The organism is Microbacterium sp. NPDC089186, assembly GCF_040685115.1.
Classification (GTDB): domain Bacteria; phylum Actinomycetota; class Actinomycetes; order Actinomycetales; family Microbacteriaceae; genus Microbacterium; species Microbacterium galbum.
Genome location: NZ_JBFBHJ010000001.1, coordinates 152,252 through 168,199 on the forward strand (window position 1 = coordinate 152,252; position 15,948 = coordinate 168,199).

Consider the following 15,948-nt stretch of genomic DNA (forward strand, 5'->3'; position numbering starts at 1 on the left):
GCGGGCCGTCTGCGGGGTTGCGGCGACGGTGCCGCACACCCGCACAGCGGGCGCAACCCCGGGATCTCGGCGCTCGAGGCCGCCCTAGGCTCGGGCCATGGACATCTCTGACATCCGCTGGAACGAGCCCGCACGGCAGAAGATCCTCGACGACGCCGACAACGTGCTGCGGGAGGCCGTCGTGGCGATCGCGCGCGAGAACGACGGGATCTCGTCGGACGAGGCCTTCGCGCAGATCAACGCGCGGATCAAGGACCGCTTCATCGACTACGAGCCGGGCCCGGATATTCGCACCTACGCCGACGCGATCGCCGCCGGGGAGATCCCCACCGACGACGCCGGATGACCCGCGGCACGATCCTGCCGCCCGGGCGCCAGTTCGTCCTCACCTGGGGCGTTCCGCGCGAGTACGGCGGGCTGACCGCCGCGCTGCTGCAGCGGTCCCGTCTCTTCGCCGGTCGAGGGGCGACGCCGGTGCACATCTTGACGTGCGACGACCGGGACGACCGCGACGCGGTCAGCGCCGAGCTGACCCGCCGCGACGCCCTCGGCGCCGGGGTGCGCGTCACCAACCTGTGGGATTGGCTGCGCGAGAACGAGCTGCGCGGGCGTCCGGTCTCGAGCGGCGCCGGATTCTCGCCTCTCCCCTCCGACGCGGAGGAGGAGTTCACGGGCGATGTTCTCGTGCGGCGTCTCCGCAGGGATGCCGACGGCACGGTGCTGCAGATCGACCACCTGCGCCCGGACGGAACGCTCGCGGCGAGCGATCGTCGGGACGTCCCCCACTCGTCCGCACGAGCGCGACGGATCATCGTGACGTGCGACGCGAGCGGGGCCCCCCGTGCCGTGTGGCGCGGGGTGCGCCAGCTCTACGCCGCATGGCTGGACCGCCTCACGGCGGGCGAGCGGTCCTTCCTCCTCGTCGACAGCAAGGCGATGGCGCGGTTCGCCGCCGGCTATCGCCGGCCGGGGGTGATCGTGCTGCACGTCGTGCACGGTTCGCACCGCACCGACGACGGCACGGCGATCCGCCCGTCCCGCGCCGAGGTCTTCTCGCGGTTGAGCGCCTTCGATGCCGTCGTGTTCTGCACCGCGCGGCAGGCCGGGGACGTGCGACGCGAGGTCGGCCCCGCGCCCCTTCTGGCCGTCGTGCCCCACCCCGTCGCCGCCGCGGGAGACGTCGACACGCGCAGCCCGCGCCAGGGCGCGGTCGTGCTCGCGCGACTGGAGCCCATCAAGCGGGTGGAGCATGCGGTGGATGCCGTGTCCCGCGCCCGCGAGCGCATGCCGTCCCTGACGCTCGACGTCTACGGCGACGGCCCGGACCGCTCGCGTCTGGAACGGGGCGACGCCGAAGGCGTCCGCTTCCACGGCTTCGACCCCACGGCGCGCGACGCCCTCCGCCGGGCATCGGTCCTCCTGCTGACGAGCCGCTCGGAGGCCTTCTCGCTCGTGGTCGCCGAGGCGATGGCGGCGGGGTGCCTGCCGATCGCGTACGACGTGCCCTACGGTCCGCGTGAGTTGATCCTCGACGGCCGCACGGGGTGGCTGGTGCCCGCCGGCGACATCGACGCCCTCGCCGAGGCGGTCGTGCGGGCGGCATCCCTCGATCCGACGACGCTCTCGCGGATGCGTCGACAGGCGGTGGAGCGTGCGCGGCTCTACGACGAGTCGCGGGTGCTCACCAGGTGGGCCCTGACCCTGTCGCGCGCCGCACGGCGTCACCGCCTGCGCGAGGCGACCTGGCGAATCCGCGAGGTCGTCCGGCGCCGCCTTCGGATCGGCTGAGACCCCTGCCGCACGCGCCCGAGCGGGCGTACGCTGCCTCTACCCGGCCCCGGCATCGCCGGCGCGGATGACGCCGATCCGGCGTCCCCGACGACTCCCGCCCGTCGAGCCTGTCCCCCACACGGCTCCGGACGGGAGTCGTCGTCCGGGTCAGCGGTCCTCGCCGTAGCCGCGGATGCTGCGGAGGTCGTCCTTCAGGTCCTCCTTCGAGGCGTCGCCCGGGACGATGTCGTTCTGCGGCGCGCCGTCCTGAACGGCCGCGTCCGCCGCCTGCTGTTCCTCCGCGCCGTCCTTCTTCTCCTCGACGCCCGCGTCCGTGGCGCCGTCCATGACGGGGGCGTCCTGCGTCTCTTCGCGATCGGTCATCGTCGTCCTCCTCGGTGACAGTGTTACGGCATCCTGACCCCTGCATGCCGCCGGGAACCGGGGCTTGCGCCGCTCGGCCCGGAATGCTCAGACGCCGTGGTGCGCGGGGTGACGCCGCTCGAGGGCGGAGCCCTCGACATCGACGTTCGGCACGATGCGGTCGAGCCAGCGCGGCAGCCACCAGACCGACCCGCCGAGCACGTGCATGAGCGCCGGCACGAGCAGCATGCGCACGACGAACGCGTCGAACAGCACGCCCAGGGCCAGCCCGAGTCCCATCGATTTGATGATCACGGAGTCGGAGGCGATGAAGCCGGAGAACACCGCGATCATGATGATCGCGGCAGCCGTCACGACGGTGCGGCCCGCGCGGAAGCCCTGGGCGACGGCCAGGCGCGGCGCCGCGCCGTGAGCCCAGGCCTCGCGCATCCCGGATGCGAGGAACAGCTGGTAATCCATGGCGAGCCCGAAGAGGATGCCGACGAGGATCACGGGCAGGAAGCTCAGGATCGGGCCGGGATTGTGCACGCCGAACAGGTCGCCGAGCCAGCCCCACTGGAACACCGCGGTCACCGCACCATAGGTCGCGAACAGCGACAGCACGAAGCCTCCTGTGGCGATGAGCGGCACGAGCAGCGAGCGGAACACCGCCACCATGATGAGGAACGACAGGCCCACGACCACGACGAGGTAGATCGGCAGGACGTCGGCCAGCCCTTCCGAGATGTCGATGTTGATCGCCGCTGCTCCGGCCACGCCGAGGGCGATATCGCCGTTCACGGGCGGCAGCGCGCGAAGGTCGCGCACCAGCTGCTCGGTCGACACGGCGTTCGGCCCCTCGGCGGGGATGACCTGGAACGCGGCGAGGGTGCGGTCGTCGGAGACGGCGACGGGGGCGACCGCCGCGACGTCGTCCTGCGCGAACAGTTCGCGGGCCACGTCGAGCTGCAGGCCCTGGACGTCGGCTTCGGCGGTGCCCCCGGGGAGGGCGGCGGTGACGAGCAGCGGCGCGTTCGCGCCGGCACCGAAGGCATCCTCTGTCCACGTGAACGCCTGGTAGGCGGTGGAGTCCTCCGCCTCGGACCCTCCGTCGGGCAGCCCCAGACGCATCGACAGGGCGGGGATGGCGACGACGAGGAGGGCGACCGTGGCGACGAGCATCGTGACCACCGCGCGCACCGTCGACATCGGCCGAACGGGGCGACCGGTCGTCGCGACGGATCCGGTCTCGATCCGGGCCGCGCGCCGGGGGTGCTCGTCGGCTTCGATCGCCGCGGTGCGAGCGGTGCGACGGGGGTGCTCCGCGGCATCCGCGGCGGCCGCGGCGCGGGCACGGGCCGCGCGACCGAGGACGCGCATCCCCGCGCGGCCCAGGAGTGCCGGCGTCAGCGACACCGCGATCAGCACGGCGACGAGCACACTGACGGCGCCCGCGGTACCCATAAGCCCGAGGAACGGGATGCCCGTGATGTTGAGCGCGAGCAACGCGACGATCACCGTCATCCCGGCGAACACGACCGCATTGCCGGCGGTGCCGTTGGCGAGACCGATCGATTCGACGACGTCCGCGCCCTGGAGCAGCTGCCGTCGGTGACGGTAGAGGATGAACAGTGCGTAGTCGATACCCACGGCCAGTCCCAGCATCACGCCGAGGATCGGGGTGACGGATGCCATCTGCACGAGGCCCGAGAACGACAGCGTCGCCATGGCGCCGATGGCGACCCCGACGAGCGCCGTGATGATGGGGAACGACGCCGCTAGGAGCGACCCGAGCACGACGACGAGGACGATCGCCGCGATCGCGACGCCGATGGCCTCACCGACTCCGAGGATCTCGGGCACGCCCTGGGAGATCTCCGTGTTGAAGGCGACGTCCACGCCCGCGACGGGGTCGGTAGTGAAGTGCTCGACCACGGCCTCCTTCGACGCCTCGGCGAGCTCGAGCCGGGGCTGATCGAACGAGACGTTGACGATCGCGGTCGATCCGTCATCGGAAACGAGCCGGATGGCGTCCGCGAAGGAGAGGAGTTCGGCGCCGTCGTCGAGCTGCGCCTCCTGCGCGGCGATCTGCGCGAGACCGTCGGCCACCTGGGTCTGCTGCTGTTCGAGGGCGCTGCGCTGCTGGTCAAGCTGCGCCTGCTGCGCGTCGAGGGCGTCGAGCTGCGCCTGCTTCTGTGCGGCCGGGAGGGGTGCGGCTTCGAGCTGCGCGCGGGCCGAGTCGAGTTGCTGCTGACCGGCGTCCAGCTGCGCGGCGCCCGCGTCGAGCTGCTGCTGGCCGGACTCGGCCTGCGAGCGCGCATCGGCGAGCTGCCCGCGGCCGTCGACCACCTGCTGGCGCTGATCGTCGAGCTGCTGCTGGGTCGCGAACGGATCGGTGACGCGGGCGACGTCGGGGAGGTCGCTCGACGAGTCGACGAGAGAGGTGATGGCGCTCTTCTGGTCGGCCGTCAGAGCCGAGCCGTCCGTCGTGCGGAACACCACCGCTCCGGAAGCGCCGCTGAAGTCCGGGAGCTCGTCCTGAAGTTCCGCGATGACGTCGCCGGATGCCGTGCCGGGGATGTCGAAGCTCGAGCTCAGGCCTTTGAAGCCGACGAGGAACCCGCCGACGACCACGCCGAGGATCACCACCCACGCGACGATCACGGCCCAGGCGCGCCGGGCGGCGAAGGTTCCGAGACGGTGCAGCAGTTCGGCCATGCGGTGTTCCTCTCGTGCGGTGCACGCGGAAGAGCACCGTCGGCTCCGACCAGTCCCGGCAAAGATAACACGGACCGTCTCGTCTTGTTCGACCGCGTCATCCCCCAGAATGAGGGCATGGTTCTATCGCGAAGCGGACCGGTCCGAAGCGAAGCGGCGCACCAGGCCATCCTCGATGCCGCGGTGGCCCTCTTCGCCGAGCGCGGCTACGACCACCTCACCATGGAGGGCATCGCTCGGCGCGCCGGGGTGGGGAAGCAGACGATCTACCGGTGGTGGCCGAGCAAGGGCGACGTCCTCGCCGAGGCGATCCTCGAGGGACGCCTGCTCGGCCGCGAACGCGACCTGCCCGACACGGGGGACGCGCGCAGAGACCTGGCCACCTGGCTGAACGGACTGTTCACGCTACGGGCCAGCGCCGACGGCGAGGGGTTGCTGCGCTCTCTCGTCGCCGCGGCCGCGGGGAGCGCGGAGACGGGTCGACGACTGCGCGCGGAGATCCTCGCGGCACCGCTCGTCGAGCGACTCTCCACCGCGATGGCCGGAACGACGGGACCTCGACTCGACGCGGCGGCCGACGCCCTCCTCGGCGCCGTGATCCTGCGCGCGCTCAGCCGTGAGGAGTTCGACTTCGACGACATGCTGCACCTGGTCGACGCCGTGATCGGCACGCCGACACCCCGCCGCTGACGCACACCGCTCGCCACCCCGCGGCCGTCAGCACCCTGATCTCTACCACGCGGCGCTGACCGGCGTCCAGACCGGGAACGCTCAGCCGCGTCCCGTACACTGGAGGGAGCAAGGGGAGTACTCCCATCGCGACGATCTCGTCAGTACGGTCCACGTCATCGTGAACCCGGGACGTCGGCCCATCTCGCCGGGTGGAGGAGACCTTGGTGTCTTGTCGTGCACCTTTCTCCCTTGGAGGCCGCCATGGGCGTCACCCCCCTCATCTGGATCATCACGATCGCGATCACGGTCGCGTTCTTCGTCTTCGAGTTCTTCGCGCACGTGCGGAAGCCGCATGAGCCGTCGATCGCCGAGTCCGCCCGCTGGTCGGCGTTCTACATCGGGCTCGCGCTGCTGTTCGGTGTCGGCATCGGCGTGGTGTCGGGCTGGACGTACGGCGGCGAGTACTTCGCCGGGTACCTGACCGAGAAGGCCCTGTCGATCGACAACCTGTTCGTGTTCCTGATCATCATGACCGGGTTCGCGGTGCCGAAGATTTACCAGCAGAAGGTGCTGATGATCGGCATCGTCATCGCGCTCATCATGCGCGGGGCGTTCATCGCGGTGGGCGCCGCACTGATCGAGAACTTCTCCTGGATCTTCTACCTCTTCGGCGCCCTTCTGCTGTTCCTTGCGTACCGTCAGGCGTTCTCGCACGGCGAGAGCGACCCCGCCAACGGCAAGTTCATGCAGTTCGTCCGCCGCGTGCTCCCCGTATCCGAGGAGTACAACGACGACAAGCTCACCGTTCGTAAGAACGGCAAGCGCTTCGTGACGCCGATGCTGCTGGTCATCATCGCGATCGGCTTCATCGACCTGGTCTTCGCCGTGGACTCGATCCCCGCGATCTACGGCCTGACGAACGAGGCGTACATCGTCTTCACGGCGAACGCCTTCGCCCTCATGGGCCTGCGCCAGCTGTACTTCCTCATCGGCGGCCTGCTCGAACGCCTCGTCTACCTGGCGCAGGGACTGGCCGTCATCCTGGCCTTCATCGGTGTGAAGCTCGTGTTCCACGCCCTGCACGTCAACGAGGTCCCCTTCATCAACGGGGGCGAACCGCTGCTCTGGGTGCCCGAGATCCCGATCTGGTTCTCGCTGCTCTTCATCGCCGCCACGGTGGCCGTCGCGACGATCGCGAGCCTGCGCAAGACCCGGAACGACGATGAGAAGAAGAAGCGCGAGACCTTCGACGGCGAGAAGGTCATCCACGCTCCCGAGGACTGACCCTCCGAACCGATGACGGGCTCGCGGCGTTCGCCGCGGGCCCGTCGTCGTCTGCCGCATCCGACCGACGAGCGCAACCCCGGCGAGACGCTCCGGTGGTCGTCCTACCGTGGCCGACATGACGCGATTCGGCTACACCCTCATGACCGAGCAGAGCGGCCCGCGGGCGCTCGTCGACTACGCCGTCGGTGCCGAGCGCGCCGGCTACGACTTCCTCGTCTCCAGCGATCACTACTCGCCGTGGCTCACCAGCCAGGGCCACGCCCCCTATGCCTGGACCGTTCTCGGCGCCGTGGCGCACGCCACCACCGACGTCGAGCTGATGACCTATGTGACCTGCCCCACCGTCCGATACCACCCCGCGGTCGTCGCCCAGAAGGCGGCGACGCTGCAGCTGCTGTCGGAGGGCCGCTTCACTCTCGGTCTCGGATCCGGCGAGAACCTCAACGAGCACGTCGTCGGCGAGGGATGGCCCGCGGTCCATGCCCGTCAGGACATGCTCGTCGAGGCGATCGAGATCATCCGCGCGCTGCACACCGGCGACCTCGTCACCTACGACGGCGAGTACTTCCGCGTCGACTCCGCCCGCGTGTGGGATGCCCCCGACGGCGGGGTCCCGATCGGTGTGGCCGTTTCCGGCGAGCACTCCATCGAGCGCTTCGCTCCGCTCGGCGATCACCTCATCACCACGGAGCCCGACGGCGACCTCATCAGCGGGTGGGATTCCCACCACGACGGAGAGTCGCGCAAGATCGGTCAGATCCCGATCAGCTGGGATCCCGACAAGGATGCCGCCATCGCACGCGCTCACGACCAGTTCCGCTGGTTCGCGGGGGGATGGGCCGTCAACGCCGACCTCCCGACGCCGGCGGGCTTCGCGGGGGCTTCGCAGTTCGTCCGACCGGAGGACGTCGCCGACTCGATCGCCTGCGGCCCGGATCTCGACGAGCTCGCGGAGAGCGTGCGTCCCTTCATCGATGCCGGCTTCACCGACATCGCCATCGTCCAGGTGGGCGACGAGCAACAGCAGCGATTCGTCGATGAGATCGCCGCTCCGCTGCTGGAGAAGCTCCGCGCCCTGTGACCGGCGGCGGGGCGCGCCCGACGGCGCGTCCCGCGGCTCACCGGCCGATGCGTCCCGTCTCGGCGACCCACTGTTCGAGGCGCCAGACGGGGAGGCGGAAGACGCGGGCGACCGCGACCGCCGTGAAGCGTCCTTCGACGACCGCGGCGATGGCGAATTCCCGCAGCGACGCGAACTCGCGACCGGCGAGGGCCCCCTCCCGCAGTTCCGCGAACGTGCGGGGCTGGCGCGTCGCGACGGGTCCCGAGGCATCCAGGACGTAGGGCGATCTCGCCTCGACGGCTCGGCGATGCGGATGCGGACGCTCGGACGCTGACGGAGCCGGTTCCGGCGCGCCGGTAGGCGCGGCCTCGATCGCGACCGGCCCGCGGGTCCGCGTCCACGGCGCCGGCGGTAGCTCGCCGCCCCAGGTGACCTCCGTCGCCGGCACGACGGCTCCTGCCTGCTCGCGCAGAGGCCGCCCCTCGGGAGGGGCGATGACGATCGACTCCCCGATCGGTTCGGGCATCGTCGGCGCGGCTCTCGCAGACGTCCATGGCGCTACGGGGAGCTCACCGCCCCAGACGACCTCGCTCGGCACCACGTACGAGCTCGCGACGGGAGGGGCCGGCGCGGTCTCGAGCCAGGGAGCCGGAGGCAGGTCTCCGCCCCACACCACGTCGCTGGGAACCACGTAGGCGCTCTGCGGGGCCACGAACGGCTCGGCGGGGGCGGGGACGGCATCCCCGAACAGCTCGCCGACCTCGACCTCGAACGTCTCGGCGAGCGCGACCAGCGTCGCCAGCGACGCCGTGGTGCGGCCCGCTTCGATCGCCCGCACGCGGGACTCCGACAGCCCCGCCTCGAACGACAGGGTCAGTACCGTCAGGCCGCGCTCTTCGCGCAACCGGCGCACGTGACGGGCCAGCGTGCGCAGCACCTCGTCGAGACGCCCGTCGAGGGGTGCCTGTGTCATCCGGTCCTCCCGTAACCGAGGATGCCAACCTGTGTCCGGGGGAGACAGTGAACAGTACCGCGTTCGCGGCGGGCAGCGCGGCACGCCGTCGGCGGCGCGCCGCCCGTCAGCCCCGCAGCCCGGTCGAGCCCAGGACGCGCTCGACGACGATCTCCAGCACGACGCGCTCGGGGTTCACACGAGGCCGGCGATACCGCGCGGCGTAGAGCTCGACGGCGTGGGCCACGGCATCCGGATCATCACTCACGCGGGCGGTGCCTTCGAAGCTCATCCAGCGGGCCCCGTCGACCGAGCACACCGCGGCGCGCCCGCCGCGGACGGCGTTGACGAACTTCTGCGTCCCACGCGATCCGATCACGCGGACGACGCCGTCCTCGTAGGTGAAGCCGACCGGGACGGCATGGATCCGTCCCGACCGACCGAGGGTCGAGAGGGTGGCCAGGTGGTATTCGCTCAGGAAGGCGAGGGCGTCATCGGTCAGCACCCCTCCAGCGTGCCACGCGAGACGACCTCCGACACGGTCTTGGTGGCCGTCTCCCATCGACGGATGCCGACGGCTCGGACCGTCCTCTCGAGGGGGGCGTCGGCGGCGAGCACCCGCAGCGCGTCGCCGAGGCGCTCCAGCGGAACCCGGCGGGCGAGCGTGACGTGCGGCGTCCACGCTCCCGGTCGCGTGTGGTCGCCGTCGTCTCCCGCCCCCGCAAGGTCGTGCACCCGCGCGTGAAAGTCCAACAACGCGGCCGAGGGGACCACCGAGCGCGCGATCACCCGCGTGCGCCCCGTGCCGAACAGCACGGGAGCCCCGAGGGTCATCCCCCGGGGAAGGGCGTCCGCGAGCAGTGCGCCGTCCACGTCGGCGAGGGTCGGGCGCACCAGCAGCGTGATGTGGGGACGGTTGCTCTCTCCGGTGTGGCGCGCCTGACTCGGCAGGTCGGCTGCGACGAGGGCATCCCATTCCCCGCGGATCGCCGCGTCAGATTCGTCGTCGAAGACGAGCTCCAGACTGACGATGTCGCTCACGGTCGGATCACCGGGTCGACCACCACGCCGCCGCCACCAGTGCCGGCTGGAAGAAGAGTCGTCCGAACCGCTTCTGGTCGGTGTCGAGGCCGAAGGCCGACCGCCCCTTGCGCCATTGATCGATGTTCCCCGGGAAGATCGCGATGAAGAAGGCCGCCAAAGCGGCGCCGACACGGCGACGCTCCTTCGGCAGCGCGACGAGCGCGAGCCCGAACGCCGCCTCCACCACTCCGGAGGCCACGACCACCGCGTCTCGATCGAGCGGGCCGTGCTCTACGAGGGCATCCGGCACCTGCGCCTGGAAATCCCGCCGAGCGAAGGTCAGGTGCGAGATTCCGGCGAACATCATTGCCAGGGCCAACGCCCAGCGCACGAAGGTCTTCATGGCAGCACGCTAGATCGCGATCGTTCGCCCCCCGGCGGGCTTGACGACGCACGTCCGGGCTCTTCGCCCCCTCGAACCGGGCGCTACGACACCGGTCCGGTTCACGCAACCCCCGGCCGCTGACGACGCGTCGCGCTTGACTGGGAACACGTCAGACGAGGAGGTGCCCCATGACGATGACAGACGCCGGATCCCCGTCGATCCGCGAGGAGGATCTCGATGCGCTGCTCATTCGGGCCGCCTCCGGCGACTGCGACGCATTCGTCGCCTTCTACGACGCGACGGCGCCGCGCATCTACGCCACCCTGCTCGCGCTGACGGGTGTGGCCGCGAAGGCCGAGCTGCTGCTGGAGGGGATCTACGTCGAGGCGTGGGAACGCATGCGCGGCCGTGACGCTCCCCCGTGCCCGGGTATGCAGTGGGTGTCGGCCATCGCGCATCGGCACGCATCCGGGCGGGCCTGAGGCCGGAGCCAGGTGGACCGTCGCTGTTCAGGAAGCGTCGACGGGGGTTGCGATCACGCCGTGCGTCTCGAGATCGACGGTCAGACCGCTCGAGGAATTCGCAGAGTTGGCGTACGTCTGGAGGAGGGCGGGATCGAGCATCTCGGGCTCGACCGCTCCGAAGACGAAGCGCAGCGGGATCGACGGCTGGATCCAGATCGTGCTGCGACCGGTCGCCTCACCCGATGGATGCCGCCACGACATCGTGAAGCTCTCCCCGCGACGCAGCTTGGTGGCGATGACGACCTTCACATGCGCGAGGACACGATCGGGGATCTCGATCGGGCGCTCGGAGGAACCGTAGAACAGTGAGCCCATCAGCTCCTCCTTCCGAGGATGCCATCTTCGATTATTTTACTAGGTTGGCTAACTATCGCCAAGTGAATTCGCGGAGAATCTGCGGGGAATCGAATTGTTGGACGGGGGCGCGAATTAGTTCGGTCCTCTGGAATCTCGGGGACCGAACTACAATGGCGCCACGGGGGCCCGACCCGGAGGAGACGTATGACGATCGAGACCGCTCACGACCCCGCATCCACCACCGCTCGAGCGGTCGAACGCCTCCGCCTCGCCGAAGCCCGTCTCGCGCGGCGGCGCCAGACGGAGTGCGGTCCGAGTGAGAATGCGCGGGCCGCGATGCGCCTCATCCTCGAGCGCGCGGACGCCGGCGCACGCATCACGCCGACGGAGATCGCCCAGTCGCTCGCCATCTCCACGGCATCCGTCACCGGAATGCTGGACCGCCTGCATGCCGGTGGACTGATCTCCTTCGAGGCGAACCCCGCCGACAGACGCAGCAAGTTCGTGATGCCGTTGGATCGGGACGCCGATCCCGATGCCGTCGACCCCGTCACGGCTCGCATCCGGGAGTTCGCGCTCGATCTGCCCACCGACACCGCCGGTCAACTCGTGCAGTTCCTCGACCGGGTTCGCGAAGTCGTCGACGCCGAATGTCGCTGACGGCGTCAGGTCGCCGCGACCGCCTCCGGCTCGGGCTCGTTCGTGATGCTCAGGCCCCCGGGCGAGCTCGCCTCGTTCATGAGGTCGTCGATCCATCGACGATTCAGCTGCGGGGATCGGCTGCCGTAGAAGTGGAAGACCAGCGGGATCGACGGCGAGATCCACAGGCTGCGCGTCCCGCTGCCGTCACCGAGCGGGAAGTGGAACATGAAGGGCTCCCCGCGACGCAGCTTGTTCATGAACACCATGCGCAGGTGGGACAGGGTTCGATCCTCAATGTCGAACGAGTGACCCAGGGTGTTGTAAACCAGTTTTCCCACCATGACAGCGTACCGCGCTCCACCCGGTTAACTACTGCTCGACAGCTTCTCTCGGGCCTCAACTAGAGTGCTCAGCGTGCCCCGACTCCCGCGTTCCCTCCGCACCCGGCGCCGGGTTCCCCGCGCCGTGCTGGTGGCGCTCGCCGCGGTGGCGGCTGTCGCCGTCATCGCCCTGATCGCGGTCGTCGGCAACCTCGTCACGACCCTCTTCCAGACGTTGGCCGCCCGCCCGCCCGCCGTGGACACGCGCATCGTGGCGCCCGACGAATCGAAGGCCACGCAGGCGGCGAGCGCCCCCGACGGCGACGCCACCGAGCAGGCCGCGGCGCAGTGGCTGGCCTCGCAGCCGACCACCTACTGGCTCACCCCCGAGATCGACCCCGTCGACGAGGTGTGGGACCGCGTCGCACACCTCGCCGCAGAGGCCCGCGATCAGGATGCCGCCCTCTCCATCGCGGTGTACGGCCTTCCCGATCGCGACTGCGGCAATCACTCCGCCGGCGGTCTCGACCCGGAGTCGTATCGCGCGTGGACGCAGCGCATCGGAGACGCGCTCGGCAACGCGTCGGACATTCAGAAGATCGTGGTGCTCGAGCCCGACAGCATCGCCCTGTCGTCGACGTGCGGCACACCGTCCGACCGCGCCGGCTACCTCAAGGAGGCCGTCGACAACATCCGCGGGACCAACACGTGGATCTACATCGACGGGGGCCATTCGTCCTGGCATCCGGTGAAGGAGATGGCCGACCTGATCCGCGCGACCGGCCTTCTGCCCGACGTGCGCGGCGTCGCCCTCAACGTCTCCAATTACCAGGACACAGCGGCCGAGTTCGACTACGCCCACGCATTGTCCGACGAGCTGGGCGGCACGCACGCCGTGATCGACACGTCCCGCAACGGCGCCGGCCCGGCGGGGTCCGAGTGGTGCAACCCGGCCGGTCGTCTCGTGGGCAGCCCCGGCGGCTCGTTCGGCGACGGCGTCGTCGACACGAATCTGTGGATCAAGCCGCCCGGCGAGAGCGACGGCGAGTGCAACGGAGGGCCCACCGCGGGCACCTGGTGGCCCTCGGCGGCCGTGGAACTCACGCGCGACCAGCGCTGACCGCGCACCCGCAGTCCGCGCCGCGCGCAACCCGTCGGTCGTCATCGTCGGGAAGTGTGTCAAGATTGCGCTCGTCGCTTCGCGACACCGCGTCTCGGGGGAGTACGCGGGCACGATCCCGTGCGAAGCCGGAAGAGTGGGTGAAATGAGCGACAGCTCCGAGTTGCTGAAGACCGCGGTCATCGTCGAAGACGATCCCGACATCCGTCACCTCCTCGTCGAAGTGCTCGAGTCCGCCGGGTTCTCGACCGTCTCGGTCGGAAACGGCATCGACGGTGTCCGCGCGGTCCTCGCCTACCAGCCGTTGATCACCACCCTCGACGTGAACATGCCCGGCATCGACGGGTTCGAGGCGGCCCGCCGCATCCGTCAGCAGAGTGACACGTACATCATCATGTTGACCGGCCTCGAGGAAGAGGCCGACGTGGTGCTCGGACTCGGCGCCGGCGCCGACGAGTACGTGGTCAAGCCGTTCCGTCCGCGCGAACTGCGCGCCCGCATCGAGGCGCTCCTCCGACGCCCCCGCGGCGGGGAGTCTCACGCGAGCACCGCACCTCGGCAGGACAGCGTCGGCCGCTCCTTCCCGAACCCCCGCCCCGAGGCGACCACTCCCCCGGTCACCTCCTCGGCACCGAGCGCTGCGGTGATCGTGCCGTCGTCGCAGGGACCCGAACCCCGCGCCGAGGCGCAGGTAGCCCCCGCCGCACGGACGGAGCTCGTGCCCCGTCCCGCCGCCGGCGACCTCACCCCCACCGGTGGAGCGTGGATCGCGCACCGCGACCTGCAGCTCGACCCCGACAGCCGTCTCGTCCGCGTCGGCGGCGAAGAACTCGAGCTCACGCGCACCGAGTTCGACCTGCTGGCCACCCTCATGGAGTCCAAGCGCCGCGTGCGCAGCAAGGCCGATCTCACGCTCGTCCTCCGCGGGGAGTCCTACGTCACGAGCTACTTCGTCGGCGAGGCCGACAAGAGGGCGATCGAGGCGCACATGACGAATCTGCGCCGCAAGCTCGGCGACAACCCGGCCAATCCGCGCTACATCGAGACCGTGCGCGGCGTCGGTTACCGCCTGACCTCGGAGCTGCTGGCCACGCCCTGAGCCCCCTGCGAATAACGGATGCCTCGGCCCTCCCCAGGGCCGAGGCATCCGTGTCTCTGATGCGTTCGGGCGCGATCAGATCGTGTGTTCGTCAGACCTTGAAGCCGTGCTGGCGACGAACGAGCTTGGAGAACATGAGGAGGGTCTGCAGCACGGTGACCACGCCGACGATGGGCCATCCGATCCACAGGATCGAGGACTGCACCATCGGCCCGACCATGACCCAGATCACTGCGAGGGCGATGGCGACGGCGATGAGGACCACCATCGGGGTCCAGTGCCCCAGTCCGCCACCGCGCTCAGCCTTGGCCTGCATCGCCCAGTTGTCGACCTTCTTGCGCGAGAGGAAGCGGGTCCACGAACGCACGAAGTGGCTGATGCGGATCCACATGAACAACTCGGCGGGGAAGAACAGCACGGCGAAGAGGACGTCGCTGCGGTTGCAGTTCTTCATGGTCTGCGCGATGCGCAGGTTCAGCAGCATGGCGATGACCGGCGGGATCAGCCACAGGGGCGAGAACACGAAGGCGCCGATCGACAGCGAGCCCGCGAGCAGCGTGAGGAACGCGACGCGCACGAACAGGTTGGTCAGCATGCCGAAGTTCTCGAACCAGCGCAGACGCAGGTTGGGGTGGAAGGGCTGGCCTTTGGTGTCACCGCGCTGCCCCGGCCACATGAGTTCGATCGCGCCGTAGGTCCACTTGACCTGCTGGGCGTCGTAACCCGACAGCGTCGTCATGCCGCCCACGTCGGCCCGCGCGTACGGGCTGATCTTGGTGAGGTAGCCGGCGCTCTTGATCTGCAGCGAGAGGAGCGAGTCCTCCACCTCGGAGTCCTTCACCCAGGGGGTCGACTGGTGGTTCTGCTTCATGGCGTCGCGCAGGGCGTTCGTCGAGAAGATCGAGAACTGTCCACCCAGGACGGCCATGTTGCGCCCGCGCAGCATGTTCTGCAGGTTGAACGCGGCGAACTGCGTGCGCTGCCCGGCGGTCAGGAAGCGGGCGATGGCGCCCTTGATCGGCTTGTCGTCGATCGTGTAGATCGCCGAGATGCCGCCGATGCGGGAATCCGACACGGCCTCGGTCTCCAGGTACTCGACGGCCTTGGTGTCGGCGATGGTGTCGCCGTCGACGCCGAGGAGGTAGTCGTATCCCTCGACGAGCGAATACCCGTAATTGAGCGCACCCACCTTTTTGTCGGGGTTCTTGCCGATGTCGTGCACGAACACCTCGGTGAACTGCTCGCCCAACTCGGTCTGCAGCTCGTGCGGCCCGCTGTACTCGGAGGCGATCTTGACGGTCGCGTCGGAGGTGTTGTTGACGACGACGTGGATGACGTCGGGCACACGGGTCTGCGCGAGCAGCGCCTCGATCACATCGGCGATCGACTCCTCCTCGTTGTACGCGGGGATGACGCAACCGATCGTCGAACGGTGCACCGAGGTGTGCTCGAGTACCGCGGCGAAGTCGTCGGCGAAGCCGTGATCCTCCGCCGACACCGACGCCGCCAGCTCGCCCTGGTGGAGGTTGAATTCCCGGGCGGTGGGGGTGAAGCTTCGCGCATCAGTCATGGCGGTGTCTTCCTGTCGGTGTAGCGGCGGATCGGCCATGTCCCACTCTGGTAGGTTCACCGCAAGGCGACCACCGCACACGACCACCGTCCCCGCAAGATTTCCGCAAGATTTGCGACGGACACCCGAAGGAGACGCGCCCC

General features: G+C 69.6%; 18 protein-coding genes. 9 read left to right on the forward strand and 9 right to left on the reverse strand.

The features are described from left to right. Window positions 1-97: 97 nt before the first annotated feature. Together AB0N82_RS00765 and AB0N82_RS00770 are read left to right on the forward strand one after the other, a co-directional pair. Complete coding sequence (locus AB0N82_RS00765; protein WP_363386991.1) at window positions 98-346, forward strand: hypothetical protein; 249 nt, start codon at window positions 98-100, stop codon at window positions 344-346. Continuing rightward, window positions 343-1,788, forward strand: coding sequence for a glycosyltransferase (locus tag AB0N82_RS00770; RefSeq protein WP_363386994.1), 1,446 nt, complete (start codon window positions 343-345; stop codon window positions 1,786-1,788). The genes AB0N82_RS00765 and AB0N82_RS00770 overlap by 4 nt, the downstream gene beginning before the upstream one ends. 150 nt (window positions 1,789-1,938) lie before the next feature. Here the strand turns inward: AB0N82_RS00770 and AB0N82_RS00775 are convergent, their stop codons facing one another. After that, a complete protein-coding gene (locus tag AB0N82_RS00775) occupies window positions 1,939-2,154 on the reverse strand; it encodes a hypothetical protein (protein ID WP_315993583.1) in 216 nt (71 codons plus the stop codon). 87 nt (window positions 2,155-2,241) lie between these two features. Further along, on the reverse strand, window positions 2,242-4,851 hold the full coding sequence (locus AB0N82_RS00780) for an MMPL family transporter (protein WP_363386997.1): 2,610 nt from the start codon (window positions 4,849-4,851) through the stop codon (window positions 2,242-2,244). Window positions 4,852-4,968: 117 nt separating this feature from the next. On the opposite strand from AB0N82_RS00780, the gene AB0N82_RS00785 reads away from it, so the two are divergent. The 3 genes from AB0N82_RS00785 to AB0N82_RS00795 all read left to right on the forward strand — a co-directional run bounded on the left by AB0N82_RS00785 (window position 4,969) and on the right by AB0N82_RS00795 (window position 7,891). Beyond that, window positions 4,969-5,541 (forward strand): TetR/AcrR family transcriptional regulator, encoded by a 573-nt coding sequence (locus AB0N82_RS00785; RefSeq protein WP_315993585.1) that lies wholly within the window; start codon window positions 4,969-4,971, stop codon window positions 5,539-5,541. A 243-nt stretch (window positions 5,542-5,784) separates the two neighbouring features. After that, a complete protein-coding gene (locus AB0N82_RS00790; RefSeq protein WP_315993586.1) occupies window positions 5,785-6,807 on the forward strand; it encodes a TerC/Alx family metal homeostasis membrane protein in 1,023 nt (340 codons plus the stop codon). A gap of 118 nt (window positions 6,808-6,925) precedes the next feature. Beyond that, window positions 6,926-7,891 (forward strand): LLM class F420-dependent oxidoreductase, encoded by a 966-nt coding sequence (locus AB0N82_RS00795; protein WP_315993587.1) that lies wholly within the window; start codon window positions 6,926-6,928, stop codon window positions 7,889-7,891. A 37-nt stretch (window positions 7,892-7,928) separates the two neighbouring features. On the opposite strand, the gene AB0N82_RS00800 is transcribed toward AB0N82_RS00795, so the two are convergent. From AB0N82_RS00800 to AB0N82_RS00815, 4 genes are all read right to left on the reverse strand, one after another. Next, a complete protein-coding gene (locus AB0N82_RS00800; protein WP_363387002.1) occupies window positions 7,929-8,846 on the reverse strand; it encodes a helix-turn-helix domain-containing protein in 918 nt (305 codons plus the stop codon). 106 nt (window positions 8,847-8,952) lie between these two features. After that, window positions 8,953-9,330, reverse strand: coding sequence for a PPOX class F420-dependent oxidoreductase (locus AB0N82_RS00805; protein WP_363387005.1), 378 nt, complete (start codon window positions 9,328-9,330; stop codon window positions 8,953-8,955). After that, window positions 9,324-9,866, reverse strand: coding sequence for a 2'-5' RNA ligase family protein (locus AB0N82_RS00810; RefSeq protein WP_363387008.1), 543 nt, complete (start codon window positions 9,864-9,866; stop codon window positions 9,324-9,326). The genes AB0N82_RS00805 and AB0N82_RS00810 overlap by 7 nt, the downstream gene beginning before the upstream one ends. A 7-nt stretch (window positions 9,867-9,873) precedes the next feature. Then, window positions 9,874-10,251 (reverse strand): hypothetical protein, encoded by a 378-nt coding sequence (locus tag AB0N82_RS00815; protein WP_315993591.1) that lies wholly within the window; start codon window positions 10,249-10,251, stop codon window positions 9,874-9,876. Between the two features lie 170 nt (window positions 10,252-10,421). On the opposite strand from AB0N82_RS00815, the gene AB0N82_RS00820 reads away from it, so the two are divergent. After that, the gene (locus AB0N82_RS00820) at window positions 10,422-10,715 is read left to right on the forward strand and encodes a hypothetical protein (RefSeq protein WP_315993592.1); all 294 of its coding nucleotides are present in this window, start codon (window positions 10,422-10,424) and stop codon (window positions 10,713-10,715) included. Between the two features lie 27 nt (window positions 10,716-10,742). On the opposite strand, the gene AB0N82_RS00825 is transcribed toward AB0N82_RS00820, so the two are convergent. Further along, a complete protein-coding gene (locus tag AB0N82_RS00825; RefSeq protein ID WP_315993593.1) occupies window positions 10,743-11,072 on the reverse strand; it encodes a hypothetical protein in 330 nt (109 codons plus the stop codon). Between the two features lie 186 nt (window positions 11,073-11,258). Here AB0N82_RS00825 and AB0N82_RS00830 point away from each other — a divergent pair, with 186 nt between their 5' ends. Next, a complete protein-coding gene (locus AB0N82_RS00830; protein ID WP_315993594.1) occupies window positions 11,259-11,714 on the forward strand; it encodes a MarR family transcriptional regulator in 456 nt (151 codons plus the stop codon). 5 nt (window positions 11,715-11,719) lie between these two features. On the opposite strand, the gene AB0N82_RS00835 is transcribed toward AB0N82_RS00830, so the two are convergent. Continuing rightward, on the reverse strand, window positions 11,720-12,034 hold the full coding sequence (locus AB0N82_RS00835) for an ATP-dependent DNA ligase (protein WP_315993595.1): 315 nt from the start codon (window positions 12,032-12,034) through the stop codon (window positions 11,720-11,722). 76 nt (window positions 12,035-12,110) lie between these two features. On the opposite strand from AB0N82_RS00835, the gene AB0N82_RS00840 reads away from it, so the two are divergent. Beyond that, window positions 12,111-13,136 (forward strand): glycoside hydrolase family 6 protein, encoded by a 1,026-nt coding sequence (locus AB0N82_RS00840; protein WP_363387014.1) that lies wholly within the window; start codon window positions 12,111-12,113, stop codon window positions 13,134-13,136. 145 nt (window positions 13,137-13,281) lie between these two features. Next, complete coding sequence (locus AB0N82_RS00845; RefSeq protein WP_315993597.1) at window positions 13,282-14,235, forward strand: response regulator; 954 nt, start codon at window positions 13,282-13,284, stop codon at window positions 14,233-14,235. Between the two features lie 91 nt (window positions 14,236-14,326). Here AB0N82_RS00845 and AB0N82_RS00850 read toward each other — a convergent pair whose 3' ends face one another. Beyond that, on the reverse strand, window positions 14,327-15,805 hold the full coding sequence (locus tag AB0N82_RS00850) for a glycosyltransferase family 2 protein (protein ID WP_363387018.1): 1,479 nt from the start codon (window positions 15,803-15,805) through the stop codon (window positions 14,327-14,329). Window positions 15,806-15,948 lie beyond the last annotated feature (143 nt).